This window comes from Sphingomonas sp. (genome assembly GCF_965200105.1).
Lineage (GTDB): Bacteria > Pseudomonadota > Alphaproteobacteria > Sphingomonadales > Sphingomonadaceae > Solisphingomonas.
Map to the genome: position 1 here is coordinate 94,427 of NZ_CBDATN010000001.1, position 23,542 is coordinate 117,968.

18 protein-coding genes and 1 tRNA gene are annotated in these 23,542 nt (G+C 70.3%); 8 read left to right on the top strand and 11 right to left on the bottom strand.

The features are described 5' to 3' along the window. Positions 1 to 27 precede the first annotated feature (27 nt). The 3 genes from ACOFKX_RS00455 to ACOFKX_RS00465 all read left to right on the top strand — a co-directional run bounded on the left by ACOFKX_RS00455 (position 28) and on the right by ACOFKX_RS00465 (position 5,006). Entirely contained in the window at positions 28 to 894 is an 867-nt protein-coding gene (locus ACOFKX_RS00455; RefSeq protein WP_419825132.1) for an NAD(P)-dependent oxidoreductase, read from the top strand. Further along, positions 891 to 2,576, top strand: a complete 1,686-nt coding sequence (locus tag ACOFKX_RS00460) for an amidohydrolase (RefSeq protein WP_419825133.1) — start codon at positions 891 to 893, stop codon at positions 2,574 to 2,576. The genes ACOFKX_RS00455 and ACOFKX_RS00460 overlap by 4 nt, the downstream gene beginning before the upstream one ends. Positions 2,577 to 2,723: 147 nt before the next feature. Continuing rightward, positions 2,724 to 5,006: an FG-GAP repeat domain-containing protein gene (locus ACOFKX_RS00465; protein WP_419825134.1), complete on the top strand. Its 2,283-nt coding sequence runs from the start codon at positions 2,724 to 2,726 to the stop codon at positions 5,004 to 5,006. A gap of 93 nt (positions 5,007 to 5,099) precedes the next feature. On the opposite strand, the gene ACOFKX_RS00470 is transcribed toward ACOFKX_RS00465, so the two are convergent. Next, positions 5,100 to 7,118: a protein-disulfide reductase DsbD family protein gene (locus ACOFKX_RS00470; protein WP_419825135.1), complete on the bottom strand. Its 2,019-nt coding sequence runs from the start codon at positions 7,116 to 7,118 to the stop codon at positions 5,100 to 5,102. 64 nt (positions 7,119 to 7,182) lie between these two features. Between ACOFKX_RS00470 and ACOFKX_RS00475 the strand changes: the two genes are divergently transcribed. Continuing rightward, complete coding sequence (locus ACOFKX_RS00475; protein WP_419825136.1) at positions 7,183 to 8,820, top strand: alkaline phosphatase family protein; 1,638 nt, start codon at positions 7,183 to 7,185, stop codon at positions 8,818 to 8,820. A gap of 140 nt (positions 8,821 to 8,960) precedes the next feature. Here ACOFKX_RS00475 and ACOFKX_RS00480 read toward each other — a convergent pair whose 3' ends face one another. From ACOFKX_RS00480 to ACOFKX_RS00500, 5 genes are all read right to left on the bottom strand, one after another. Beyond that, positions 8,961 to 9,899: a right-handed parallel beta-helix repeat-containing protein gene (locus ACOFKX_RS00480; protein WP_419825137.1), complete on the bottom strand. Its 939-nt coding sequence runs from the start codon at positions 9,897 to 9,899 to the stop codon at positions 8,961 to 8,963. A gap of 53 nt (positions 9,900 to 9,952) precedes the next feature. After that, positions 9,953 to 12,673: a methionine synthase gene (gene metH, locus ACOFKX_RS00485; RefSeq protein WP_419825138.1), complete on the bottom strand. Its 2,721-nt coding sequence runs from the start codon at positions 12,671 to 12,673 to the stop codon at positions 9,953 to 9,955. Between the two features lie 94 nt (positions 12,674 to 12,767). Then, complete coding sequence (locus ACOFKX_RS00490; protein ID WP_419825139.1) at positions 12,768 to 13,814, bottom strand: homocysteine S-methyltransferase family protein; 1,047 nt, start codon at positions 13,812 to 13,814, stop codon at positions 12,768 to 12,770. A 121-nt stretch (positions 13,815 to 13,935) separates the two neighbouring features. Further along, the gene (gene metF / locus ACOFKX_RS00495; RefSeq protein WP_419825140.1) at positions 13,936 to 14,877 is read right to left on the bottom strand and encodes a methylenetetrahydrofolate reductase [NAD(P)H]; all 942 of its coding nucleotides are present in this window, start codon (positions 14,875 to 14,877) and stop codon (positions 13,936 to 13,938) included. A 2-nt stretch (positions 14,878 to 14,879) separates the two neighbouring features. Further along, complete coding sequence (locus ACOFKX_RS00500) at positions 14,880 to 15,827, bottom strand: ArsR/SmtB family transcription factor (protein WP_419825141.1); 948 nt, start codon at positions 15,825 to 15,827, stop codon at positions 14,880 to 14,882. 100 nt (positions 15,828 to 15,927) lie between these two features. On the opposite strand from ACOFKX_RS00500, the gene ACOFKX_RS00505 reads away from it, so the two are divergent. The 4 genes from ACOFKX_RS00505 (at position 15,928) to ACOFKX_RS00520 (ending at position 19,240) form a co-directional block, all read left to right on the top strand. Beyond that, entirely contained in the window at positions 15,928 to 16,815 is an 888-nt protein-coding gene (locus ACOFKX_RS00505) for a VacJ family lipoprotein (RefSeq protein WP_419825142.1), read from the top strand. Between the two features lie 121 nt (positions 16,816 to 16,936). Further along, positions 16,937 to 17,182: a hypothetical protein gene (locus ACOFKX_RS00510; RefSeq protein WP_419825143.1), complete on the top strand. Its 246-nt coding sequence runs from the start codon at positions 16,937 to 16,939 to the stop codon at positions 17,180 to 17,182. A gap of 163 nt (positions 17,183 to 17,345) precedes the next feature. After that, complete coding sequence (gene recJ, locus ACOFKX_RS00515; protein WP_419825144.1) at positions 17,346 to 19,121, top strand: single-stranded-DNA-specific exonuclease RecJ; 1,776 nt, start codon at positions 17,346 to 17,348, stop codon at positions 19,119 to 19,121. Positions 19,122 to 19,164: 43 nt separating this feature from the next. After that, a tRNA-Glu gene (locus ACOFKX_RS00520) sits at positions 19,165 to 19,240 on the top strand. A gap of 11 nt (positions 19,241 to 19,251) precedes the next feature. Here the strand turns inward: ACOFKX_RS00520 and ACOFKX_RS00525 are convergent. Genes ACOFKX_RS00525 through ACOFKX_RS00545 form a run of 5 tightly spaced genes read right to left on the bottom strand, consistent with a single transcriptional unit; the run spans position 19,252 to position 23,540 of the window. Next, positions 19,252 to 20,373, bottom strand: coding sequence for a tyrosine-type recombinase/integrase (locus ACOFKX_RS00525; RefSeq protein ID WP_419825145.1), 1,122 nt, complete (start codon positions 20,371 to 20,373; stop codon positions 19,252 to 19,254). After that, positions 20,370 to 20,549 (bottom strand): hypothetical protein, encoded by a 180-nt coding sequence (locus ACOFKX_RS00530; protein ID WP_419825146.1) that lies wholly within the window; start codon positions 20,547 to 20,549, stop codon positions 20,370 to 20,372. The genes ACOFKX_RS00525 and ACOFKX_RS00530 overlap by 4 nt, the downstream gene beginning before the upstream one ends. Continuing rightward, entirely contained in the window at positions 20,546 to 21,721 is a 1,176-nt protein-coding gene (locus ACOFKX_RS00535) for a phage portal protein (RefSeq protein WP_419825147.1), read from the bottom strand. The genes ACOFKX_RS00530 and ACOFKX_RS00535 overlap by 4 nt, the downstream gene beginning before the upstream one ends. After that, a complete protein-coding gene (locus ACOFKX_RS00540; protein WP_419825148.1) occupies positions 21,718 to 22,230 on the bottom strand; it encodes an HK97 family phage prohead protease in 513 nt (170 codons plus the stop codon). Before ACOFKX_RS00540 ends, ACOFKX_RS00535 begins: the two co-directional genes overlap by 4 nt. Then, positions 22,227 to 23,540, bottom strand: coding sequence for a phage major capsid protein (locus tag ACOFKX_RS00545; protein ID WP_419825149.1), 1,314 nt, complete (start codon positions 23,538 to 23,540; stop codon positions 22,227 to 22,229). Before ACOFKX_RS00545 ends, ACOFKX_RS00540 begins: the two co-directional genes overlap by 4 nt. Positions 23,541 to 23,542: the final 2 nt, after the last annotated feature.

Sequence of the window (23,542 nt, forward strand, 5' to 3'; positions counted from 1 at the left end):
CTCAAGAGCCGCTATCGCCCCTCCACGATGGCCAAGCTCGCATTCCTCGGCGTCGGAACGATGGGCGGACCGATCGCGCGGCACCTCGCCACTGCGGGCCATGAGCTGACGATCTTCAACCGCACGCGCGCCCGCGCCGAACGCTGGGTGGCGGCGCATGGCGGGCACGTTGCCGCCAGCGCGGGCGAGGCGGCGGCGGGGGCGGACGCGGTGTTCGCCTGCGTCGGCACCGACGACGATCTCGCCGACGTGACGCTGGGGCGCGGCGGCGCCTTCCGCTCGATGAAGCGCGGCACGCTGTTCGTCGACCACACCACCGTCTCCGCGCGCATCGCCCGCCAGCTCGGCGTCGAGGGGCGTGACCTCGGCCTCCTCGTGCTCGATGCGCCGGTGACGGGCGGGCACAGCGGCGCGGAGGCGGGCGAGCTCTCGATCATGTGCGGCGGCCCGAAGAAGGCCTATGAGGCGGCGCTGCCCTATTTCGAGGCCTATGCGAGGAAGTCCGTCCATATCGGCGTCGCAGGCAGCGGGCAGACCGCCAAGATGGCCAACCAGGTGGCGATCGCCGGCGTGGTGGCGGCGCTCGCCGAGGCGGTGCGCTTCGCGCAGGCGGGCGGGCTCGACCTCGATCGCGTGTTCGAGGCGATCAACTGCGGCGCGGCGTCGTCGTGGCAGATGACCAACTATTGGGGCACGATGGGCCGCGACGAGTTCGACTTCGGCTTCGCGGTGGACTGGATGCGAAAGGATCTCGGCCTCGCGATCGAGGAGGCGCGCTCCAATGGCGCGGCGCTGCCGGTGGCGGGGCTGGTCGACCAGTTCTACGCCGACGTGCAGGCGATGGGCGGCGGCCGGCAGGACACCTCCTCGATCATTCGGCGCTTGCCGCGATGAGGCGCCTCGCGCTCGCCGCCTGCGCCGCCCTCGCGCTCGCCGCGCCTGCGGGCGCGAAGAAGAAGTACGGCCTCGCCCCGCCCACCGAGGGCGGGCTGATCGACGACGTCAACGGCTACACCGTCGCGAAGGACGGATCGCTCACCCGCTTCACCGGCCTGCTGATCGGCAAGGACGGCAAGGTGGCGCGGCTGCTCAAGGCGGGCGAGGAGCGGCCCAAGTGGCTCGACTATCGACAGGACGCGCACGGCCGCACGATGCTGCCCGGCCTGATCGACGCGCACGGCCATATCATGGATTACGGCTTCCAGCTCACCACGCTGGACCTGTCCGCCACCACCTCGCTCGCCGACATGCAGACCAAGCTCGCCAACTACGCGGCGCACAAGCAGACGCCCGGCTGGATCCGCGGCTTCGGCTGGAACCAGGAGCGCTGGCCGGACAAGCGCTTCCCCACCGCGCAGGACCTCGATCTCGCGGCGCGCGAGCGGCCGGTGCTGCTGGAGCGGGTCGACGGCCACGCGGTCGTCGTCAACTCGGCGGCGATGGCGGCGGCGGGGATCGGTCCGTCCACGAAGGACGTGCCCGGCGGCCGCATCGAGCGCGACGCGAAGGGCCGCCCCACCGGGCTGTTCGTCGATGCCGCCGTGGCGTTGGTGAAGCGCGCAATGCCACAGGCGGCCGCGATCGAGGTCGACGACGCGTTCGGGCACGCGCAGGAGAAGCTACTCTCCTACGGCGTCACCGCCGTCGCCGACATGAAGACCGAACTGTCCGACTGGAACGCCTGGCGTCGCGCCGGCGATCGCGGCGCGCTCCGCATCCGCATCGCCAGCTACGCCGACGGCATCGACGTGGCCGCCTCGGTCGCCGGCGAGGGGCCGACGCCGTGGCTGTACGACGGGCGGCTGCGCATGGTCGGCGTCAAGCTGTTCGCCGACGGCGCGCTCGGCTCGCGCGGGGCGTGGCTGAAGCGGCCCTACGCCGACATGCCGTCGACGCGCGGCCTCCAGTTCATGGACGACGCGCAGGTGCGCAACCGGATGAGCCGCGCGGCGATGGACGGCTTCCAGGTCGCGATCCACGCCATCGGCGATGCCGCCAACGCGCAGGCGCTCGACAGCATCGAGGAGCTGGCGCAGACCTACAAAGGCGACAGGCGCTGGCGGATCGAGCATGCGCAGATCGTCGATCCCGCCGATCTGCCTCGCTTCGCGCGCAACGGCATCGTCGCCTCGATGCAGCCGACGCACGAGACCGGCGACTGGGCGATGGCGGAGGCGCGGCTGGGGCCGGAGCGGCTGGCCGGCGCCTATGCCTGGAAGACGATGCTCGACGAGCATGTGCCGCTCGCCTTCGGCTCCGACTTTCCGGTGGAGAGCCCCAACCCCTTCCCCGGCCTTGCCGCCGCCGTGTCGCGGCAGGACGCGGCGGGCCGGCCAGCGGGGGGCTGGCACCCCGAACAGCGCATCGGCATCGCGCAGGCGCTCGCTGCCTTCACCACCGGCGCCGCCTACGCCGAGGGCGCGGAGGACCGCATCGGCTCGCTGCAGCCGGGCCACTACGCGGACTTCGTGCTGATCAACGGCGATCCGATCGCAAATCCCGATCCGCAGACGCTGCGCGCCATCCGCGTCGCCGAGACGTGGATCGGCGGCGTCCGCGTGTGGGAACTCAAGTAGCGCGCGGCGGTCGGTGGTGGTGAGCGGACGAGGGGCTTTCAAACCTGTGGACTCGCTCGCGGACGCGAGCTGCGCTAAGCTCTTCCACGGCTCTGAACAGACGTCGTACGAGTCTGATCTCTGTGTGTTGGACGTGGGAGGGCATGCATGACGGCGTACAGCTTCAAGCCGGATGCGAGCGCAAATTCCGTCAACTGGCACGATCCGGCGGTTTGGGCCGGGAATGTCGTGCCGAACGCGCCGGATGCCGACGTCGATTTCCCGATCGTCACCCGAACCGGCACCGGCGAAACCTATACATCGTTTGTCAGCATCCTGGCCGGGGAGAGCTTCGCCGTGCGCTCGCTGGCGTTGCGAGACTATCTGGGGGTGTACGGCTCACTCTCCGTCAGCGGCACGCTCACCCAGACCGATGCGGGCGAGATCGACATGCACGGCGGCACGCTGACCGCCGGCAAACTCACCAACGATGCCTACGACATCCAGGGATCGGGGCGGATCGCGGTCGGCACGCTCATCAACGATACGCTGATCGTGGGCGACGGCCTCACCGTTACCGCCAACACGCTGGTTAATAACGGAACCCTCGCCGGCAACATGACGGTCGAGGTGGATGCGGGCGGGTTCACCGGACTGGCGGACGGCACGCTCAGCCGCGGCACGCTGGCGGGCTACCAGGACGACACGCTGGTGCTCCATGCGGGCAGCGTGATCGCGACGGACGCCGCCGCGATCACGCTCGCGGGCGGCACCATCACCAGCCGCGATCCCGCGACCGGGCAAGACGTGCCGCTGACGAACTCTCTGCACCAGATCGCCGCCGGGGGCACGCTCACCGTATCGGCCGGCAACTACCATTTCGGTCAACTCGGGATCGCGGGCACGCTCAGCCTGGCCGATCCGGGCCATATCGCGGCCGACCAGTTAACGGTCTCGGCCGGCGGGCAGCTGACGGGAAGCGGCACGCTGAACTCGCCAGTGGAGAACGATGGCATCATCCGGGCGGGCACCGCGGTCTACAATGCGGTACCGGGCTACGGCGGCACGCTCGTCCTTGGAGATACCGTCAGCGGAAGCGGATCGATCGAGATCCTGCCGGCAAGCGCCTCGTTCACTTTTTATGGCGGGTACAGCTACTACGGTCCGACGCTGGAGATCGCGGGCACGGCCGCGCAGAACGTCGTGTTCGACGATGCCTACGGCACGCTCCGCCTCGATCAGCCGAGAGGGTTCACGGGCGTGATCACGACCGCCGTCGGCCAGACGGGCGATTCGATCCTGCTGCCGAACGTCGACTTCTCGTCGATCACCGGCACCTCTTACGCTGGCGACGCTACGGGCGGCACGCTGACGTTGCAGGAGGCCGACGGCGCGATCTCGCTGAGGTTCACCGGCAGCCACTCACTCGGCAACTTCGTCATCGCCGCCGTTCCGGGCGCGCTGTCGAGCGATCCGAGCAGCGTCCGCATTAACGTCTCGGGCCGCGGTCCCCAACCTATCGCCGACTTCAACGGCGATGCCCACAGCGATATCCTCTGGCAGAACGTCAACGGCGCGGTGAGCACGTGGCACGCGACCGGCACGGGTTCGGGCGACGGCATCGTCCAGGATACCTACGATGCCCATGTCGATCCGAGTTGGACCGCCATCGACACGCTGGATTATAATGGCGATGGCCGCGCCGACATACTTTGGCAGAACCGCGACGGAACAGTCGCGATCTGGGCCGGCACGAACACCGGCTTCACGCAATCCAGCTATGTCGGCTCGCTCGGCCTCGTCGACGGCGCGATCGTCGCAACCGGAGACTATAATGGCGACGGGCGCGATGACGTGCTGTACCGCAATGCAGACGGCTCGATCGGCGTGGAGGCATCGAACGGCACCTCGCTCCAGCCGGGCATCCAGCTCGGCTATTCGCACGCGTCCGTCGGCACGAGCTGGCTGATCGAGGGCAGCGCAGACTTCACCAGCGACGGCAAGGCCGATATCCTGTGGCGGAACACCGATGGCTCGCTGTCCACCTGGGACGCCACGTCCTCGTCATCCCCGGGCGCGGACTTCCAGGAAAACAGCTGGTTCCACGATCCGATCGATCGGTCGTGGCACGTGGTCGGCCTTGGCGATCTCAACGGCGACGGCCGTGCGGACATCTTGTGGCGCAACGACAACGGCGCGGTATCCGGCTGGACCTCGACCGGCAATGGCGGGTTCGCGGAGAACCAGTTCAATGCATCCGCCGCGGCCAGCTGGTCCGTAGCGCAAGTGGGTGACTTCAACGGCGACGGGCTGGCGGACATCCTGTGGCGAAATACTTCGGGGGAAATCTCGATCTGGCACTCCACCGGCTCGGGTTGGGCGCAGAACACCTATTCGGATGGTTCGGTAGGGGCCGACTGGACGATCGCAGCACACCAGGTCCCACTCTGACCGATTCTGATCGAGGAGTGACCGGAACGACCGCTATCGGGACGAGGTAAGTACGCCCTTGGCGACCGAACGTGGCGAAAGCGGTCGCTCTGGTTACCGCCCGCTCGCCAAGCCGGCGAGCAACCCCGGCGTCAGCACCTGCGGCAGCTCGCGGGCTTGCCCGTCCGCGCCGTACCAGAGGTAGAGCGGCACGCCCGATCGCCCGTGCTCGCTCAGGAAGTGGCCGATCGCGGGATCGCCGCGCGTCCAGTCCCCCACCATCGTGGCGACGTGACCGCGCGCGAAGGCGGCGCGCGTCTCCACCCGATCGATGGCGAGGCGCTCGTTGACCTTGCACGACAGGCACCAGTCGGCGGTGAAGTAGAGGAACACCGGTCGGCCAGAGCGCCGCAGCGCCGCCAGCCGCGTGGGATCGAAGCGCTCGCTGCCCGCGCTCTGCGTCGGCGCGGCGGAGGCGGTAGGCGCCATCGCGACGATCGCGGCCGCCGCCGCGAGCCCCAGCGCCGCCGGCGCCCACGCCGCGCGCCCGAACGCGCGTTGGCGCAGGCCGGTCAGCCACAGCCCGATCGCCAGCGCCGTCGCCGCGCCGACCGCCGCCACCACCGCCTCGTCGCCCGCCTGGCGCCCGAGCACCCAGGCGAGCCCCAGCGCGGTCAGCCACATCGGCACCGCCAGCAGCCGGCGGAACGTCTCCATCCACGCCCCCGGCCGGGGCAGCAGGCGGCGCAGAGCGGGCACGAAGCCGATCGCCAGGAACGGCAGCGCGAGGCCCAGCCCCAGCCCGGCGAACACGGTCAGCGCCGCCGGCCACGGCAGCAGCAGCGCGGCGCCCAATGCGGCGGCCATGAACGGCCCGGTGCACGGCGTCGCGACGAAGGCCGCCAGCGCCCCCGTCCAGAACGCGCCCGCCGCCCCGCCCCGGCCCGCCAGCCCGCCGCCCGCGCCGATGCCGGGCAGCTCGAATAGTCCCGCGAGGTTGAAGCCGATCGCGGCGGCGAGCAGCAGCAGCGCCGCCACCACGCGCGCGTCCTGCAACTGGAACGCCCAGCCCGCGGCACTTCCGCCGGCGCGCAGCGCGAGGATCGCGCCACCCAGCGCCACGCACACCGCGATCACGCCTCCCGCATAGGCCAGCGCCTCGACGCGCGCGCCGCGCTCCCCGCCGCCTGCGCGCGCGAGGCTCAGCGCCTTCAGGCTGAGGATCGGGAACACGCAGGGCATGACGTTGAGGACGAGGCCGCCCGCCACCGCGCCTAGCAGCGCGATCAGCGTGGCCGCCAACATGCCCGCCGCGGGCCGCGCCGGCGGCACCGCGCCCGTCGTTGCACGGAAGGAGAGGCCATCGCCACCCGTCGCCAGCACCGCGTCGATCGCGCGCGCGCGCGCCGGGCCGGCGGCGGTGTCGATCACCAGCCGGTCGCCGTCGCGCGCGAACGCCTGGGTCGCGCCGGGCTCCACCGCGCCATCGGTCGCGACGAACAGGTGCGGGGCAGCGAGGCTCGCGCCCGCCGGCCAGGGCAGCGCGATCCGCACGCGGCCGCCCTTGGCCTCGAACCGCGCGGTCGCCCCGAGCGGTCGCGGCAGCGCCGCGCGCCAGCCCTCGAACCGTGCGGCGGTCGCGGGATCGACGGCGCCGCCGCCCACGATCAGCTCGGTCGCGAGCTCGGCATGTTCGGGCACGCACAGGCTGGTGGTGCACACCAGATAGTCGAGCCTCAGCCGCACCGGCAGTCGCGTGCCCGCGGGCGTTCCTGCCGCCACGTCGAGCGGCACGAGCAGCGCGAACGGCTTCTCGTAGACGTGGTTCATCAGCCCCGCGATCACCAGCATGCCGGGCACCGGATAGGCGGGCACGCCCACGCGCAGCGCCGGCGGCAGCGTCCAGGCGAGCTGCGGCGGCAGCCCGCTGTCGCCCGGCTGCTGCCAATATCCGTGCCAGCCCGGCTGCGGCGACATGGCAATCGCGAGCGTGGTGCGGGCGCCCGGCCGCGGCGCGTCGCTCTCGGGCACGATTTGCGCGAGGATGTGCGGCGCCGCACCCGGTCCCTGCGCCGCCGCGGTGCCGGCGAGCAGCGCGAGGAGCGTCACGAAGAGGAAACGCAACGCCGTCATCGCCCGATCCTTGCCCGTGCGCGCCGACGATCCGTCGCGCGCTGATCCTGCCGGAGCCCGTACCATGCGCGCGTTCGCGTTTGCAGCCGCCCTTCTCGCCTCGCTGCCCTCGTTCGCGATCGCGGCCCCGCCGCCGCCCGCGCCCAAGCTCGTCGTGGCGGTCTCGGTGGATCAATATTCGTCCGAACTCTTCCGCCGCTACCGCGCGAGCTATACCGACGGCCTCGCCACGCTCTCGCGCGGAATCGCCTACCCGGTCGGCTATCAGAGCCACGCCGCGACCGAGACTTGCCCCGGCCATTCGACGATCCTGAGCGGCCGCCATCCCGCCGGCACCGGCATCGTCGCCAACAACTGGTTCGACAGGCGCACCGGCTCCACCGTCTACTGCGTCGCGGTGCCTGGCGATCCAGTCGCGCGCGGGCCCGCCAACATGCGCGCCACCACGCTCGGCGATTGGATGAAGGCGGCGGACCCGCGCGACCGCGTCTACGCCGTGTCGGGCAAGGATCGCGCGGCGATCACAATGGCGGGACATCGCGCCGACGGCGTGTGGTGGTGGGAGGACGGCCGAGGCTTCGTCACCTCGCCCGCCGCCGGCCCCGCCACACCCGCCGTCACCGGCCCCGCGCGAGCGTTCGACGCCGCCACCTTCGCGCATTGGCGACAGGGCAAGCCGATGCTTTGGCCGCAGCCCTCGCCCGCCTGCGCGGGGCTCGCGGCGCCGCACCGCTTCGGCCAGCTCGACGTCACCGGCGAGGTGCCGCCCGCCGCCGCGCTACGCTCCGAGGAGCCCACCGACTTCATGGCGACGGACAGCTTCCGCGACGCGCTGCGCGCCTCACCGCTGTTCGACACGCTGGCCGCCGACTTCGCGATCGCCACGATCGCGCGCCAGCGGCTGGGCCGGGGCGCGGGCACCGACCTCCTCGCCGTCAGCCTGTCGGCCACCGACTACATCGGCCACCGCTTCGGCAATGGCGGCGCCGAGATGTGCGTGCAGCAGGCCGCGCTCGATGCCACGCTCGGCCGGCTGATGGACGCGATCCGCGCGACGGGCGTGCCGGCGCTGGTGGTGCTCACCGCCGATCACGGCGCCACCGACGCCGCCGAGCGCGAGCAAGAGCATGATCCGGAGGCCGCCCGGCTCGACTCAGCGGCGCTCGTGGCGGCGCTCAACAAGGCGATGCGCGAGGAGACGGGGCTCGGCTATGATCCGATCGTCGGCGACGATCCGCAGCAGCTCACCGTCAACGTCGGCACCGACGCCGCGCTTGCTGCTCGGGTGCGGAGCGCCGCCGTCGCCTGGTTGAAGCGCCAGCCGCAGGTGCGCGTGGTGCTGACGGCGGACGAGGTCGCCGCCGCGACAGTGCCGCCCGGCACGCCGCCCGACCGGCTGACGATCGCCCAGCGCTTCCACGAGAGCTTCGATCCCGCGCGCTCGGGCGACATCGCGGTCGCCTACGCGGCGCGCACCAGCTTCGGCCTGCCGCGCTCGCCCGGCGACGTGGTGGCGGGCCATGGCTCGCCCTGGGACCATGACCGGCAGGTGCCGATCCTATTCTGGTGGCCCGGCGTGACGCCCGAGGATCGCCCCGCCCCCGCCGAGACGGTCGACATCGCGCCGACGCTCGCGAAGGCGGTCGGCGTCGCGACGCCGGCGGTGGACGGGCGGGTGCTGGAGCTGGGCGCGAACGATTGAAGCGCTGGCGACTCGAGTGGAAGTTCGCGCTTATCGAGCTCGGCAATCCGAATTGGCGCGACCTTCACGACGAACTCGCGCGCTGATGACAAGGCGCGACCCCGGCTCAAGGCCGGAGTGACATTAGAGGCGTCGCCCCGCTACTCCGACTGGAACGGGGTGATGCCGGCGCCCAGCTTGTTGCCCGAGATCTTCAGCGCCTCGTGGCTCCAGTCGAGCACGAAGGCGGGCTTGAACGACACACCCGGCACGTTGGTGGCGGTGTTGCCCGTGATCGTCAGGCCGGCGGACGGGTTGACGTTCTCCTCGGCGCGCACCGCGATGTAGCCGGAGTGGTTCTCCTTGTCGCGGCCCATCACCATCGTGTTGCGCGCCACGAGCCCGGTCGAGCCCGAAGGCAGGTCGATGATGTAGTTGGTCTGGTGGCCATGGCTGTCGTCGATCGAGTTGTCGGTGATCGAGACGAAGGCGCTGCGCGACTTGATATAGTGCCCGCCCGCCCCGGTGTCGAAGCGCGATCGCGTGACGTACAGCTTGCCATAGTGCCCGATGTAGAGCGAGTGCGCGCAGCCCGCCTGGATCGCGCAGGAGCCCAGGTTGCGGAAGGTCGAGCGATCGACGCGGATGACACCGGCGGGGTCGTCGGCGGTCAGGATGCCCTCGTCCGAATCCTGGAAGGTGGAGTTCATGACGGTGAGGCCGCCATGCTCCAGCCGGATGCCCGCGCCGTTGCCGTCCTGGACGTGCAGGTTCCTGAACACGATGCCGTCGACCATCGCCTCGCGCCCGCGGAACACGAAGGTGGCCTTGCCTTCGCAGATGCCGCCGTCGAAGATCACGCTGCCCGAGACGCGCGCGCGTAGCGCGACGCGGCCATGCTCGACGACCTCGCAGTCCCTGTAGGTGCCGGGCTGGATGAGGACAGTGGCGTCGCCGCCATGAACCGAGTCGACCGCCTCGATCAGCCGCGAGTAGGTCTTGCCCGTCTCCTGCACGAGATAGGGGCCCTCCGCGCGCGCGGCGGCGAGCGGAGTGGCGAGGAGCGCGCCGACGACGAGGGGGCTGAGGAGCATCTTCATGGCCCCGCCCTGACACGCCCGCGCCCGCCTCGTCGAGATGCTTGGGCCGGGCCTCAGTCCAGATTGGGACGCAGCCAGCGCGTCGCCGTGTCGAGGTCGACGCCACGCCGCTCGGCATAGTCGTTGAGCTGGTCCTCGCCGATCCGCGCCACGCCGAAATAGCTCGCGTCGGCGTGGCCGAAGTAGAAGCCCGAAACGGCGGCGGTCGGCAGCATCGCGAAGCTGTCGGTGAGCGTGATGCCGGTCTTCTCCGTGGCACCCAGCAGATCGAACAGGATCGGCTTCAGGCTGTGCTCGGGGCAGGCCGGATAACCTGGTGCGGGGCGGATGCCGCGGTACTGCTCGCGGACGAGCGCCTCGTTGGTGAGCTGCTCGCCCGGCGCATAGCCCCACAGCTCGGTGCGAACATGGTGGTGCAACGCCTCCGCGAACGCCTCGGCGAGCCGGTCGGCGAGCGCCTTCAAGAGGATGTCCTGATAATCGTCATGGCCGGCGCGGAAGCGCGCGCTATGCTCGTCGATGCCGTGAATGCCGACCGCGAAGCCGCCCATCCAGTCATGATCGGGCGCGATGAAGTCGGCCAGGCACATATTGGCGCGGCCCTCGCGCTTCTTCATCTGCTGGCGGAGCATGGGCAGGCGTACCTCGTGCTCGGGCAGCACGTGCGCGGCGGCCAGCGAGGCGGATGCGCCCTCTCCGACGATGGCCTCGGGCACGCCGGCCGCGTGGACGACGATGGTGTCACCGTCGCGCCGGCACGGCCACAGCCCGGCGACGCCGCGCGCCGTCAGCCACTTCTCCGCGATCACCGTGTCGAGCATCGCCTGCGCGTCCGCCCACAGCGCGCGCGCGCTCTCGCCCACCACGGCGTCGTCGAGGATCGCGGGATAGTTGCCCGCCAGCTCCCACGCACGGAAAAAGGGCGTCCAATCGATATACTGGCGCAGATCGGCCAAGTCCCAGTCGTCGAAGACGTGGAGGCCGGGCTTGGCGGCCGGCGGCGCCTTGCCGTCGGGCGCGGCCTTGAAGCCGTTGGCGCGCGCGTCGGCCAGCGGCGCCAGCTCGTTCTGCCCCTTGCCGGCGCGTGCGACGCGCACCGCCTCGTAATCCGCCGCCGTCTTCTCGACGAGGCCGTCGCGTTGCGTGTCGGACATCAGCGCGGAGGCGACGCCGACCGCGCGGCTGGCGTCGAGGACGTGGATCACCGGACCGGCATAGGCCGGCGCGATGCGCAGCGCGGTGTGGACCTTCGAAGTGGTGGCGCCGCCGATCAGCAGCGGCATCGTCATCTTGGCGCGCGCCATCTCGGCCGCCACCGTCACCATCTCGTCGAGCGACGGCGTGATGAGGCCGGACAGCCCGATCATGTCGGCGTCGTTCTCGTTGGCGGCCTCCAGGATCTTGGACCACGGCACCATGACTCCAAGATCGATGATCTCGTAGCCGTTGCAGGCGAGAACCACGCCGACGATGTTCTTGCCGATATCGTGAACGTCGCCCTTCACGGTGGCCATCACGATCCGGCCCTTGGCGCGCGCGCCGACCTCCTTGGCCGCCTCGATGAAGGGCAGCAGGTGCGCCACCGCCTTCTTCATCACGCGCGCGGACTTCACCACCTGCGGCAGGAACATCTTGCCCGATCCGAACAGGTCGCCGACGACGTTCATGCCGTCCATCAGCGGGCCCTCGATCACCTCGATCGGGCGGGTGTGCTGGAGGCGCGCCTCCTCGGTATCCTCGACCACGAAGGCGTCGAGGCCCTTCACCAGCGCGTGCTCCAGCCGCTTGCGCACGTCCCAGCCGCGCCATTCCTCGGCCTGCTTCTCGGCGACCGCGTCGGTGCCCTTGAAGCGCTCGGCGATCGCGATCAGCCGCTCGGTCGGCGTCTCGAAGCCGCTGTCCGCGCGGTGCGGGCGGTTGAGGATGACGTCCTCCGCCGCCTCGCGCAGATCGGCGTCGATCGTGTCGTACACGTCGAGTTGCCCTGCGTTGACGATGCCCATGTCCATGCCCGCCGGGATGGCGTGGTAGAGGAAGATCGAGTGCATCGCCCGGCGCACCGGCTCGTTGCCGCGAAACGAGAAGGAGAGGTTGGAGAGCCCGCCCGAGATGTGGACGTGCGGGCAGCGACGGCGAATCTCGCGCGTCGCCTCGATGAAGTCGACGCCGTAATTGTCGTGCTCCTCGATCCCCGTCGCCACCGCGAAGACGTTGGGATCGAAGATGATGTCCTCCGGCGGGAAGCCGATGCCGACGAGCAGCTTGTAGGCGCGCTCGCAGATCTCGATCTTGCGGTCGCGCGTGTCGGCCTGGCCCGTCTCGTCGAAGGCCATCACGACGACGGCCGCGCCATAGGCCATGCATTTGCGAGCGGACGCGAGGAACGGTTCCTCGCCCTCCTTCATGCTGATCGAGTTGACGATCGGCTTGCCCGAGACGCACTTCAGCCCCGCCTCAATCACGCTCCACTTGGAGCTGTCGATCATCACCGGCACGCGCGCGATGTCGGGCTCGGCGGCGATGAGCTTGAGGAAGGTGGTCATGGCGTGCTCGGCATCGAGCAGGCCCTCGTCCATGTTGACGTCGATCACCTGCGCGCCGTTCTCCACCTGCGCGCGCGCGACCTCGACGGCCTTGGCGTAGTCGCCGCCCATGACGAGCTTCTTGAAAGCGGCGGAGCCGGTGACATTGGTGCGCTCGCCGATGTTGACGAAGCTGGCGCCGGACGGGCGCGCGGGCTCTTCGTCGGCGGGGAGTTCGGGTGCGGTGGCCATCGGGTTCGTCGCTCCTGCGCAGGCAGGAGCCTATCTCCTGGTCGGCGCAACGGTGAAGGCGGGAGATGGGCCCCTGCCTGCGCAGGGGCGACGGCTATGCGGCTATCGTGAACGGCTCCAGCCCGGCCAGCATCATCTTGCGCGGCGGCGTCGGCAGCGTGCGCGGGCCGTGCCCTCGCACCGCCTCGGCCATCGCCGCGATGTGACCCGGCGTCGTCCCGCAGCAGCCGCCGACGACGTTGATGAGCCCGGTCGCCGCCCACTCCGCGATGAAGCCGCCGGTGGTGTGCGGCTCCTCATCATAGGCGCCGAGCTCGTTGGGCAGGCCGGCATTGGGATAAATCATCAACAGCGTGTCGGCGAGCGCGGACAGCGCCACCACGTGCGGGCGGAGCTGCGGCGCGCCGAACGAGCAGTTGAGGCCGACGGTCAGCGGCCTGGCGTGGCGCACCGCAGCCCAGAATGCCTCCACCGAATGGCCGGACAGGTTGCGGCCGGACATGTCGGTGATCGTCATGGAGATCATCAGCGGCACGGGCTCGCCCCGCGCATCACCCGCTTCGATCACCGCCATGATCCCGGCCTTCGCGTTGAGCGTATCGAAGATCGTCTCGATGAGGATGAAGTCGCAGCCGCCGTCGAGCAGCGCATCGACCTGCTCGCGGTACACGTCCTTCAGCGTGTCGAAGTCGATCGCGCGAAAGCCGGGATCGTTGACATCGGGGGAAAGCGACAGCGTCTTGTTGGTCGGCCCTACCGCGCCCGCGACGAAGCGCGGGCGGCCATCGGCGGACTGCGCGTCGTCCGCCGCGCGCCTCGCGATACGCGCGGCGGCGAGGTTCATCTCGCGCACCAGATGCTCGGCGCCGTAATCGGCCTGGCTGATCGTGTTGGCGTTGAAGGTGTTGGTGGAGACGATGTCCGATCCGGCTTGCAGGTACTGGCGCGTGATCGCGTCGATCACGTCCGGGCGGGTGAGCACCAGCAGGTCGTTGTTGCCCTTCTGGTCGAACCCGGTGTCGTACGTTCCGCGATACGCCGCCTCGTCGAGCAAATAGTTCTGGATCATCGTGCCGAACGCGCCATCGGTGAGCAGGATGCGTGTCGCGGCGACGGCGCGAAACTGATCGGCCTTGGTCATCGCGAGACCCCGAAAAACGGCACGTCGCTCCTGCGGAGGCAGGAGCCAATCTCCTCACCCCTCCACTCGGCGGCACGGGCAGGAGATAGGTCCCTGCGTGCGCAGGAGCGACGATCGCGGATCACGCCGCCGCCTCCAGCCGCACGTCCAATTTCGGCCGCACGCCGAGCAGGTGGCAGATCGCGTAAGCCAATTCCGCCTGATTGAGCGTGTAGAAGTGGAAGTGCCGCACCCCCCCCGCGTACAGCCGGCGGCACAGCTCGGCGGCGATCGTCGCGGCGACGAGCTGGCGCGCGGCGGGGCGATCGTCCAGCCCTTCGAAGAGTTGGTCCATCCAGCGCGGGATCTCGGCGCCGCATTGCCCGGCGAATTTACGCGTTTGCGCGACGTTGGAGACGGGCAGGATGCCAGGAATGATCTCGGTCTCGATCCCCGCCGCCGCCGCGCGGTCTCGGAAGCGGAAGAAAGCCTCAGGCGAGAAGAAGAACTGGCTGATCGCACGCGTCGCGCCGGCATCGATCTTGGCCTTAAGATTGTCGATGTCGGCCTGCGGATGCGCGGAGTCCGGGTGGCATTCCGGATAGGCCGCGACCGACAGCTCGAACGGCGCCACGCGCTTCAGCCCGGCCACGAGATCGGCGGCATTGCGGTAGCCGTCAGGATGAGCCTCGAACACTGCGCCCATCTCGGGCATGTCGCCGCGCAGGGCGACGATGTGGCGCACCCCCGCCTCCCAGTAGGAGCGCGCGATGTCGTCGATCTCGCGCTTCGACGCGGCGACGCAGGTGAGATGCGCGGCGGCCGGGATGTCCGTTTCCGCCGCGATCCGCGCCACGGTCGCGTGGGTACGCTCGCGCGTCGATCCGCCAGCACCGTAGGTGACGGAGACGAACTCGGGCGAGAGCGGCGCCAGCGCCGTCACCGCGTCCCATAGCTGCTGATCCATCTTCTCGCTCTTGGGCGGGAAGAACTCGAAGGAGACCGCGAGATCGCCCGCCATGTCCGCGAACAGCGGCGCTTCCAGCGCGCGTCGCGCCTCCTCCAACTCGGCGATGCTCGGCATAACTACGCTACCTTCCGGACGGGGGAGGCCGGGCGTTCGCCCAGCCACAGCTTGACGGTGAGCGCGCCGCCTTCGAGCGCGCGGGTGTCGGCGAGCGTGAGGCCGGCGGCGCCGAACCACTTGGCGACCTGATGGTCGGAGAAGCCCAGGCGGACGTGCGCGTCCACTGTCCGCAATTCCTCGCGATCATGCGCCGCGAAGTCCGCGACCAGCAGCCGCCCGCCCAGCCCCAGCAGCCGCGCCGCCTCGGCGAGCGCCGCGCCCGGCTGCTGCGCGTAGTGCAGCACCTGATGGAGCACGACGACGTCGGCCGAGCGATCGTCGAGCGGCAGCGCGTACATGTCGCCCTGCCTGAGCTCGGCGCGCGCGGTGGCCTCCTGTCGCGACAGCTTGGCGCGGGCGAAGCGCAGCATCTCGGACGAGCGATCAATGCCGACCGCGCTCTCGGCGTCCGGCGCCAGCAGCTCGAGCATCCGTCCGGTGCCGGTGCCGACGTCGACCAGTCGCCCAACCGGCCGCCCACCCAACGCCGCGCGGATCGCCGCCTCCACCTCGGCTTCCGCCACGTGGAGCGAGCGGATCGCGTCCCAGTCGCCGGCATGGCCCGCGAAATAGCGTTCGGCCGCCGCCGTCCGTTCGGCGCGCACCGCCTCCAACCGCGCGAGATCGTCCGAACCCGCCGCCCCCTCGCCCCAAGCGTCGATCGCGGCGAAGATGGGCGCCGTCCTCGTCGGCGAGGCGAGCGTCAGGAACACCCAGCTCCCCTCACGCCGCCGCGCCGTCAGCCCGGCGTCGGCGAGGATCTTGACGTGACGCGAGACGCGCGGCTGGCTCTGCGCCAGCACCGCCGCCAGCTCGCCCACCGACAGCTCCATCGCGCGCAACAGAGCGACGATGCGCAGCCGCGTCGGATCGGCCAGAGCGCGGAAGATGGAAAGGGCGTCGCTCATGGTTTCATCCCGGTGCGGAACGAGACATAAGGAAATCTTTATATGCGGTCAACGGGCTAGACCGCTTGTGCGTCGCCGGGGGCCATGGCAATCGCAGCCCATGAACGGCAGGTCCAACACGCGCGCGCTCGCCTGGCTCCCCGCTTTGGCGCTGCTCGCCGGCTGCGCGACGACGGGCGCCAAGTCTCCGGGCGATCCGTACGAGGGCTTCAACCGCAAGATGTGGGGCTTCGACCGGACGCTCGACCGCGTCGCGTTCAAGCCTGTCGCGAAAGGCTATATCGCGGTCGTGCCGCGCTTCCTACGGCGCGGCCTGTCGAACATGCTCGACAACGTGTCCGAACCCTTCTCGGCGATCAACTCCGTGCTGCAGGGCAAGCCGGTGCGCGCGCTGAACTCGGTCGGCCGCTTCGTCATCAACACCACGGTCGGCATCGGCGGCTTTCGCGACATCGCCTCCAAGGTGGGTTATCCCCCGACGCCCGAGGATCTCGGCCAGACCTTCGCGGTGTGGGGCGCCAGGAAGTCGAGCTATCTCGTTCTGCCCTTCTACGGACCGACGACGATCCGAGACGGCATCGGCACCGCCGCGTCGCAGTTCGCCGATCCCTACCGCATCGTAATCCGCGATCATCTGAGCTTCTGGCCATCCGCCGGCATTACCGCTTTCGAGCTGGTCGACGCGCGCGCGAACCTCATCGACAGCGGCGCCGACAGCCTGCTGGAAAGCTCGGCCGACAGCTACGCGGTCGCACGCTCGGCCTATCTCCAGCGCCGCGACGCCCAGATCCAGGATCGCGACGACCAATCCGCTAGCGGGTCCGACGACGCCGGCCTCGACGCCGCGCTGAACGAGCTTGGCCCGGCCGATGCCGCGGGCGCCTCCGATGCCGCCGGCAACGGTGCCGCGCCGGCGGTGCCGCCCTCCCCGGCGCTCTCGCCCGACCAGCCCTCCCCCGGCCAGACCTCCGCCTCACCCCGCGGCTAAGACGGGCCGTGGGCAGGCGGCATTGCCACGCGAGAGCCGATTCGCTACGCGTCCGATCCGGCCCGGGGGGCGTGATCGTACCCGGCAGGCCGACCGTTAAGACATCAGGGAAGATCCAACCATGAAGAAGATCGTCGCGCTGCCGCTGATCGCCGCCGTCGCGCTCGGCGCCGCCGCCTGCTCGAAGAAGAGCGAGGACAACAGCGCCATGAACACCGAGGCGTCCGCCGACATGAACGCCGCCGCCAACGACGCGATCGCCGACGTCAACGCCGCGACCGAGGCCGGCGCCGACAACGCGTCGATGGCGATGGACAACGCCAGCGCGATGAACGCGTCGGACACGAACGCCTCGAACGCGATGTGATCTGCGGCCGGGCGCGCACGCGCCCGCTACGCCTATCGAGGGCCGCGGCTCCCACACGGGTGCCGCGGCCCTTCTCACGTCGGCGCGATCGATCTCCGCTCGAACCTCAAGTGACGCCCAAGGCGCCCTTCCCCGCCATCGGACGATCCGTTAACCATCCGCCATGTCGCTTACCCCGCCGTGCGGCGTCGCCGCTTCCATCCTCGGACAGCCCTGGCGCTGGCGGCATCTCGCCCATGAGGAGGGCGGCGACGCGGGCTTCCGCCCCGATGCGCTGATTGATCAGCTCCTGCTCGCGCGCGGCTGCGGGCGCGAGGCGCTCGACGCGCACCGCCTGCCGACGATCCGTAACTTCATGCCCGATCCTTCAGTGTTCCGCGACATGGATCGCGCCGCGACGCGCCTGGCCGACGCGGTCGAGCGTGGCGAGGCCGTGACGATATTCGGCGACTATGACGTCGACGGCGCCACCTCGGCGGCACTGATGGTTCGGCTGCTGCGCGCGCTCGGCCTCGCGCCCGCCACCTACATCCCGGATCGCCTGCTCGAAGGCTACGGCCCGTCCGCAGACGCGCTCGTCCGGCTCGGCGCGGGCGGCGCGCGCGTGATCGTCACGGTCGACTGCGGCGCGCTAGCCTTCGAGGCGCTCGCCGCCGCGCGTGACGCGGGGATCGACGTCATCGTCGTCGATCATCACAAGTGCCAGGCGGCGCTCCCCCTCGCCTACGCCGTCGTCAATCCCAACCGGCTGGACGAGGCTGACGATGCCGCCGCGCACGGTCATCTCGCCGCCGTCGGCGTCGCCTTCCTGCTCGGCGCGGCGCTGATCCGGACGTTGCGCACACGTGGCTGGTTCGCAAATCGTGCCGAGCCAAGGCTTCTCGACCTGCTCGACCTCGTGGCGCTCGGCACCGTCGCTGACGTGGCGGCGCTGCGCGGGCTCAACCGCGCCTTCGTGGCGCAGGGGCTAAAGGTGATGGCGCAGGGGCGCAACGCCGGCCTCGCGGCGCTCGTCGCCGCCTCGCGGCTCAAGCGCGCGCCGAGCTGCACCGATCTCGGCTTTGCGCTCGGCCCGCGCATCAACGCCGGCGGCCGCGTCGGCCGCGCCGATCTCGGCGTGCGGTTGCTCACCACCGACGATCCCGGCGAGGCCGCCGCCATCGCCGGCGAACTCGATCGCCTCAACGAGGAGCGTCGCACCATCGAGCAAGCGGTGCGCGACGAGGCGATCGCCGCCGCCGGCGCCCAGGCCAGCCGCGCGGTGGCGGTCGTGGCGGGCGCCGGCTGGCACGCCGGTGTCATCGGCATCGTCGCGAGCCGGCTCAAGGAGGCGCTCGGCCGGCCCGCGATCGTCATCGCGATCGGAGACGACGGCACCGCCAAGGGCTCCGGCCGCTCTGTACCGGGTGTGGACCTCGGCGCCGCCGTGCTCGCCGCACGCGAGGCGGGGTTTCTGATAGCGGGCGGTGGCCACGCGATGGCGGCGGGGCTGACGGTCGCGGCGGACGGGATCGACGCGCTCGCCGACTTCCTGCACGATCGCCTCGGCAGCGACGTCGCGCGAGCCGGCGAGGGCCGCGCGCTGCTCGTCGACGCGGTGGTCGGCCCGGCCGGCGTCACGCCGTCGCTCGTCGACGCGCTGGAGGCGGGCGGACCCTATGGCGCGGGTTGGCCGAGCCCGCGCGTCGCGGCCGGGCGTGTCCGCATCATCCGCGCCGACATCGTCGGCCAGGGCCATGTTCGCGTGATCGTCGCCGGTGAGGACGGCCGATCGCTGAAGGCGATGGCATTCGGACATGGCGACACTCCGCTCGGCCACGCGCTGCTCGGCGCCCCGCCGCACCGCCGCCTGTGGCTCGCCGGCCGTGCGCGTCGCGACGATTGGGGCCAGCGCCCCGCCGCCGAACTCCACCTCGACGACGCCGCCTGGGCGGACTGACGCGCTTGCCAAGCCGCCTCCGCTCCCCTAGCGCGAGACCGCCGGCCCCTTCGTCTAGCGGTCTAGGACGTCGCCCTTTCACGGCGAAAACACGGGTTCGATTCCCGTAGGGGTCACCACCTGCATCGGATTAGCTCTCCTTTTCCGGTGTTTGCGCCGGACGATTGGCTAACTCGTCTGCACGGTTAGCCAAATCCGCATTGGACAGGCGGCCGATGGCCGCGCTGGCGAGCCGCCTCTGATCGGCGCCGGCCGTGTAGGTTGTTACCTCCGCGTCTGCCTTCCAGCCGCCCACGGACTTGATCGATTGTTGGCTTTCGCCGCTCTCCGCCAGGCGGCGCGCCATGGCTTTGCGGAGGCCGTGCGCCGTGCACTGCGGCAGGCCGGCCTCATCGCACCATTCGCGCATCTTGTTGCCGAAGCCCGCGCGGCTGAATGGCTTCCCGTACTCGGTCACGAGGAACGTCTTGAAGCCCACGCGCTGCATGGCGCCGATCGCCTCCAGGAGCTGCGGCGCCGCCGGTAGCCAGAGGTCTGTCCCGGTCTTACCCTGCCGGTAGTTGATCTGCCCGTTCTTTAGCTGCTCCGGGCCGAGCAGCCGAGCGTCTCCGCGTCGCTGTCCCGTCCACAGCATGATCTCCAGCGCGAGGCGAGCGCGCGTGCCGAGCGGGTGCCGCGCCTGATACTTGGCAATGTCTTCTTCGGACCACGAGTAGAAGCCGGTCGTCTTCGGTGCGTGAACGCGCTCCGCATCGTCCACCGGATTGTCGGCGATCCAGTCGAGCCGCTTAGCGTAGGAGAACAGGCGGCGAAGCTGCTTGCGCAAGCTCTGCGCGGCAAAAGGGCCTCCCACGGCCCGGCCGTCCTTCACAGTCTTCTTCGCCCGCTCGGCCAGGATCGCTTCGATATGATCCCACCGGAAGTTGGTCACGAGGTCGTCGGCAAACGGGTGCCGGAAGCTCTCGATCAGGAGCCGGCGGCGGCGCTGATCGTCCAAGCCGCCGCGATTGAAATTGGTCGAGCCGTAATACCGCGACACGAGGTCCGCGACCGATCGCGGAATGCAGCGCCCCTCCCCGGCCCGGATCGGTGCGCCAGCCTCGCACGCGGCCAGCTCTTCCTTGAAGCCGGCCGTGTCGGGAGGATTGCGGAAGTAGTAGGTCGCAAAGCCAGTTTTCCGCCAGCGCCAGCGCAGCTTGCCGTGGCGATCGGTGAAGCTGGAGACGTTCGGGTGGCGGCGCTTGCGCGTCATCGCGTCAACAGCCTGTCAAGCGGGTTTGCCGTACCGGCCACCGGCGCGTCGCCGAACACGAGGCGGATAGCACCGTCTGGGCCGATCACGCACTCGCTCGGCTTCAAGCCGGCCTTCACCGCTGCGCGAAGCGCGCGGGTGGCATCGGCCTGCTTGAAGCGAGCAGCTTGCGTCACGCGGACGGCACCTCCGGCTCGCCGGTGCCGCGCGGGTTGTAGCCCTCGATCTCGCGCACCTCGTCGGTGTCGAGCACGCCCGTGTCGATCGCGATCTTATGGCTGGCCCAGCGCGTCTCCGGGTCGGATCGGAGCAGCGACGACATGTCGAACTCCACCTCGTACCGGCTGCCGTAGCCGAACAAGCCGCGGTTCAGCTCGGCCTCCAGCCGGCGGACGCGGGGCGTCAGGGTGAACTGCCCGAACCAGCGGGCGGCCTCTCGGCTGTTCGTGAAGGTGCCGTGCGACAGGTCGCCGATCATGGGCGGCGGCACGCCGTAGACGCGGGCGATCTCCTCCACCGCGAAGCGACGGCTGTTCAGCAGCTCGGCATCCTCCGGGCTCACCTGCATGGCCGTCCACGTCAGCCCGCCGTCGAGGATCAGCGCCTTGCCGGCATTGGCCGCGCCCCGGTGCCGCTCCTCGAAGCTCTGGCGGAGACTGCCGCGCTGTTGCTCCGTCATGTTGCCGGGATGGCTGATGACGCCGCTCGGCTGCGCACCGCGATCGAGGAAGGATCGGGCGAAGGTCTGTTGCGAGGTCGCGGTGCGGAGTACGTCTCGCGCGCGGGACAGGCGCGAGCGCCCGATCAGCCCGTCGTCGCTCCGGTCCTTCAGGTGGATCACGTCGTCGCCGAGCAGGCGGCGCTTGATCGTGCCAGCGCCGGGCAAGGTCGGCTGGTACACGTCGAAGGCGACGCGGCCGCTCGGGAGGAGCTGCATCGCCACCCACGGCCACGGGATGAACCGCAAGCCGGTGATAGTGGCGCCGTCGTCTCGGACGATCTCCAACAGCGCGTTGCCGTGAAGCTCGACGCTTGCGACGGCGCTCTCGATCAGCGCCCCCCATACCTGATCGGGGTTCGGGCCGTAGCGGACGAGGCGCGAAAGCCAGTGGCCGGCCACCTCGATCCGCTCGGCGCCCTGCCGGCGGTAGACCAGCACCGGGAAGGCCGCGATGTTGGACGAGATGACGTTCACGCACGCGAGCGCCACCGCCAGGTTCTCGGCTTCCACGAGGCTGACGGCGGCGCTCTCAGGCGCGGCGCCGATCGACGCCATGGTGACGGGGTGCGCGGAGCCGGACCAGCTATTCGGCTCGGCGGAGCGGCGGAAGATGGTCGGGAGCCTCACCGGTAGGTCTCCAGGCGAAGGCGCAGCATGTCGAGCGATGCTGCGGCCGCGATCCGCGCCTCCACCGTCGTCGAGGTGTAGGCCGGGTGCGAGGTGATGACGCTGATCTCGTGGAGATGGATCGCCCGCAGCTCGCGGTGCGTGCCGCGCCACTCGTCCCCGCCCTTGGGCGTCGTGAAGCCGAAGCTCATTCCGCCGGCGTCGCCCCTCTCCACCAGCGCCAGCACGTCGCGGGCGGCGGTGGTGTCGGGAAGGTCGATCTCGAAGCTGACGCCTCGCGCTTCCTCCACCAGGCGCAGCGTGCCCGAGCGGGTACGGCCGAGCACCTTGCCGGCGTCGTGATCGACCAGCGCGAGAATGTCGCGGCCGGCGAGTGAGGCGGTGACGGCACCGGCCCGGATGGACTCGGTGCCGCCGTTGATCCGCGTCTCCACGTCATAGGGGATCGCCAGCCCGCGAAGCGTGCGCCCCTCGGCCTGGACGCCCCCCATGGCGCGCCGCTCGATCACGGCTTGATGCCCACGATCTTCGCGAGCGCCGCCGGGCGGGGCACCGCGACGTCGGCTCGCAACCAGCCGACGAAGCCCACCTGCCCGTATTCGGCGAAGCGCTCGTTCAGCACCGTGATCTGCAACTCGGTGCGGATGCCGACCAGCACCTGCGAGAAGTCGCCCATGAAGGCGCTCGTCGCGTTGGTCGCGGTGCCCTGCGTCTGGTTCACCGGCACGCCATTGGTGGCGAGGATCGGCACGTCCTTCAGCAGCGGCGGCGGTTGGAGCGGCTGCCCGGTGCTGTCCACCAGGCCCGCGATCACGCGGTTGGAGCGCGGGTTCAGCACGATCGCGGTGATCGCATCCTCGTTCGCCGACTGGAGCGCCAGCGCCGCGTCGAGGAAGGGCGAGTAGCCGGTGAGCTGGCCGCCGTTCGCTCCCATGTTGACGACCTGGAGGCCGGGCGTGTTCGCCAGCCCCAACGGCTGATTGTTCGCGCCGGAGCCGAAGAAGATGGCATCGTCGAGGCCGCGAGCGAAGCCCCGCGCCATGGCGTTGCGCAGGCCGGCATCCATGTTCGGCGCATCTTCCAGCAGCTCGCGGGAGATGACGAACCGCACCGCCAGGCTCTTGGCGGTGAGCGACATGCTGCCGAACACGGGCTCGCTCTCGGCGATCAGCGCATTTTCCGCGCGCCACGACGGCACCGGATCGGACAGGCTCTTGGCGTAGAGGAGCTGCGGCGCCGGCATCGGCACGGTGAGCGCGCCTGCCGCGAACGCGGTGTTCTTGATGCGGGCGAAGTCGATCACCTCCGCCGCGAGCCGCGCGGGAACCATGGCGCCGCCCGTCGAGATGCTGCCCTCTGCCAAGGCCCGGCGCTCCAAGTCCGTCTTTGGGCCGTTCAGCAGGGCGCGCATGAAGCCGCCCAGCCCGATCTCGCTACCGGCGGTGCGCTCGTTCGGCAGGAAGTCGGCGATCCGCTGCTCGCGGGTCAGGACGGGCACCACCTCGCCAGTCGGGGTGCGCCAGCCTTCGATGCCCTCGGCGGAGGTGTGCGAGGTCGCGTGCGCGAACACGCGATACTCGATCCCGTCTTCGGTCTCGCGATCGTTCAGCGTCCGGCCGCGTGCCTCGCTGTCCTCGCGGGCCTGCCGCTCCAGGATCGTCTCGTTGGCTTGGAGCCGGTCCAGCTCGGCGAAGCCCTCGTTCACGGTGGTGCGCTGCTCGTCCGTCAGCAGGCCGTCCGCGCCGCCGGGCGCGGCGATGATCGCCGACGTGGCGGAGCGGAGCTCGGCCTTGCGCTGGCGCAACTGGTGCAGGTTCATGC

Bases quoted from the DNA above. Each gene is read 5' to 3' on its own strand.
- ACOFKX_RS00545 (WP_419825149.1), bottom strand. From the start codon at position 23,540: ATGAACCTGCACCAGTTGCGCCAGCGCAAGGCCGAGCTCCGCTCCGCC.
- metF (WP_419825140.1), bottom strand. From the start codon at position 14,877: ATGCCGAGCATCGCCGAGTTGGAGGAGGCGCGACGCGCGCTGGAAGCG.
- ACOFKX_RS00490 (WP_419825139.1), bottom strand. From the start codon at position 13,814: ATGACCAAGGCCGATCAGTTTCGCGCCGTCGCCGCGACACGCATCCTG.
- recJ (WP_419825144.1), top strand. From the start codon at position 17,346: ATGTCGCTTACCCCGCCGTGCGGCGTCGCCGCTTCCATCCTCGGACAG.
- ACOFKX_RS00480 (WP_419825137.1), bottom strand. From the start codon at position 9,899: ATGAAGATGCTCCTCAGCCCCCTCGTCGTCGGCGCGCTCCTCGCCACT.
- ACOFKX_RS00455 (WP_419825132.1), top strand. From the start codon at position 28: ATGGCCAAGCTCGCATTCCTCGGCGTCGGAACGATGGGCGGACCGATC.
- ACOFKX_RS00470 (WP_419825135.1), bottom strand. From the start codon at position 7,118: ATGACGGCGTTGCGTTTCCTCTTCGTGACGCTCCTCGCGCTGCTCGCC.
- ACOFKX_RS00525 (WP_419825145.1), bottom strand. From the start codon at position 20,373: ATGACGCGCAAGCGCCGCCACCCGAACGTCTCCAGCTTCACCGATCGC.
- ACOFKX_RS00510 (WP_419825143.1), top strand. From the start codon at position 16,937: ATGAAGAAGATCGTCGCGCTGCCGCTGATCGCCGCCGTCGCGCTCGGC.
- ACOFKX_RS00460 (WP_419825133.1), top strand. From the start codon at position 891: ATGAGGCGCCTCGCGCTCGCCGCCTGCGCCGCCCTCGCGCTCGCCGCG.
- ACOFKX_RS00475 (WP_419825136.1), top strand. From the start codon at position 7,183: ATGCGCGCGTTCGCGTTTGCAGCCGCCCTTCTCGCCTCGCTGCCCTCG.
- ACOFKX_RS00500 (WP_419825141.1), bottom strand. From the start codon at position 15,827: ATGAGCGACGCCCTTTCCATCTTCCGCGCTCTGGCCGATCCGACGCGG.
- ACOFKX_RS00505 (WP_419825142.1), top strand. From the start codon at position 15,928: ATGAACGGCAGGTCCAACACGCGCGCGCTCGCCTGGCTCCCCGCTTTG.
- metH (WP_419825138.1), bottom strand. From the start codon at position 12,673: ATGGCCACCGCACCCGAACTCCCCGCCGACGAAGAGCCCGCGCGCCCG.
- ACOFKX_RS00465 (WP_419825134.1), top strand. From the start codon at position 2,724: ATGACGGCGTACAGCTTCAAGCCGGATGCGAGCGCAAATTCCGTCAAC.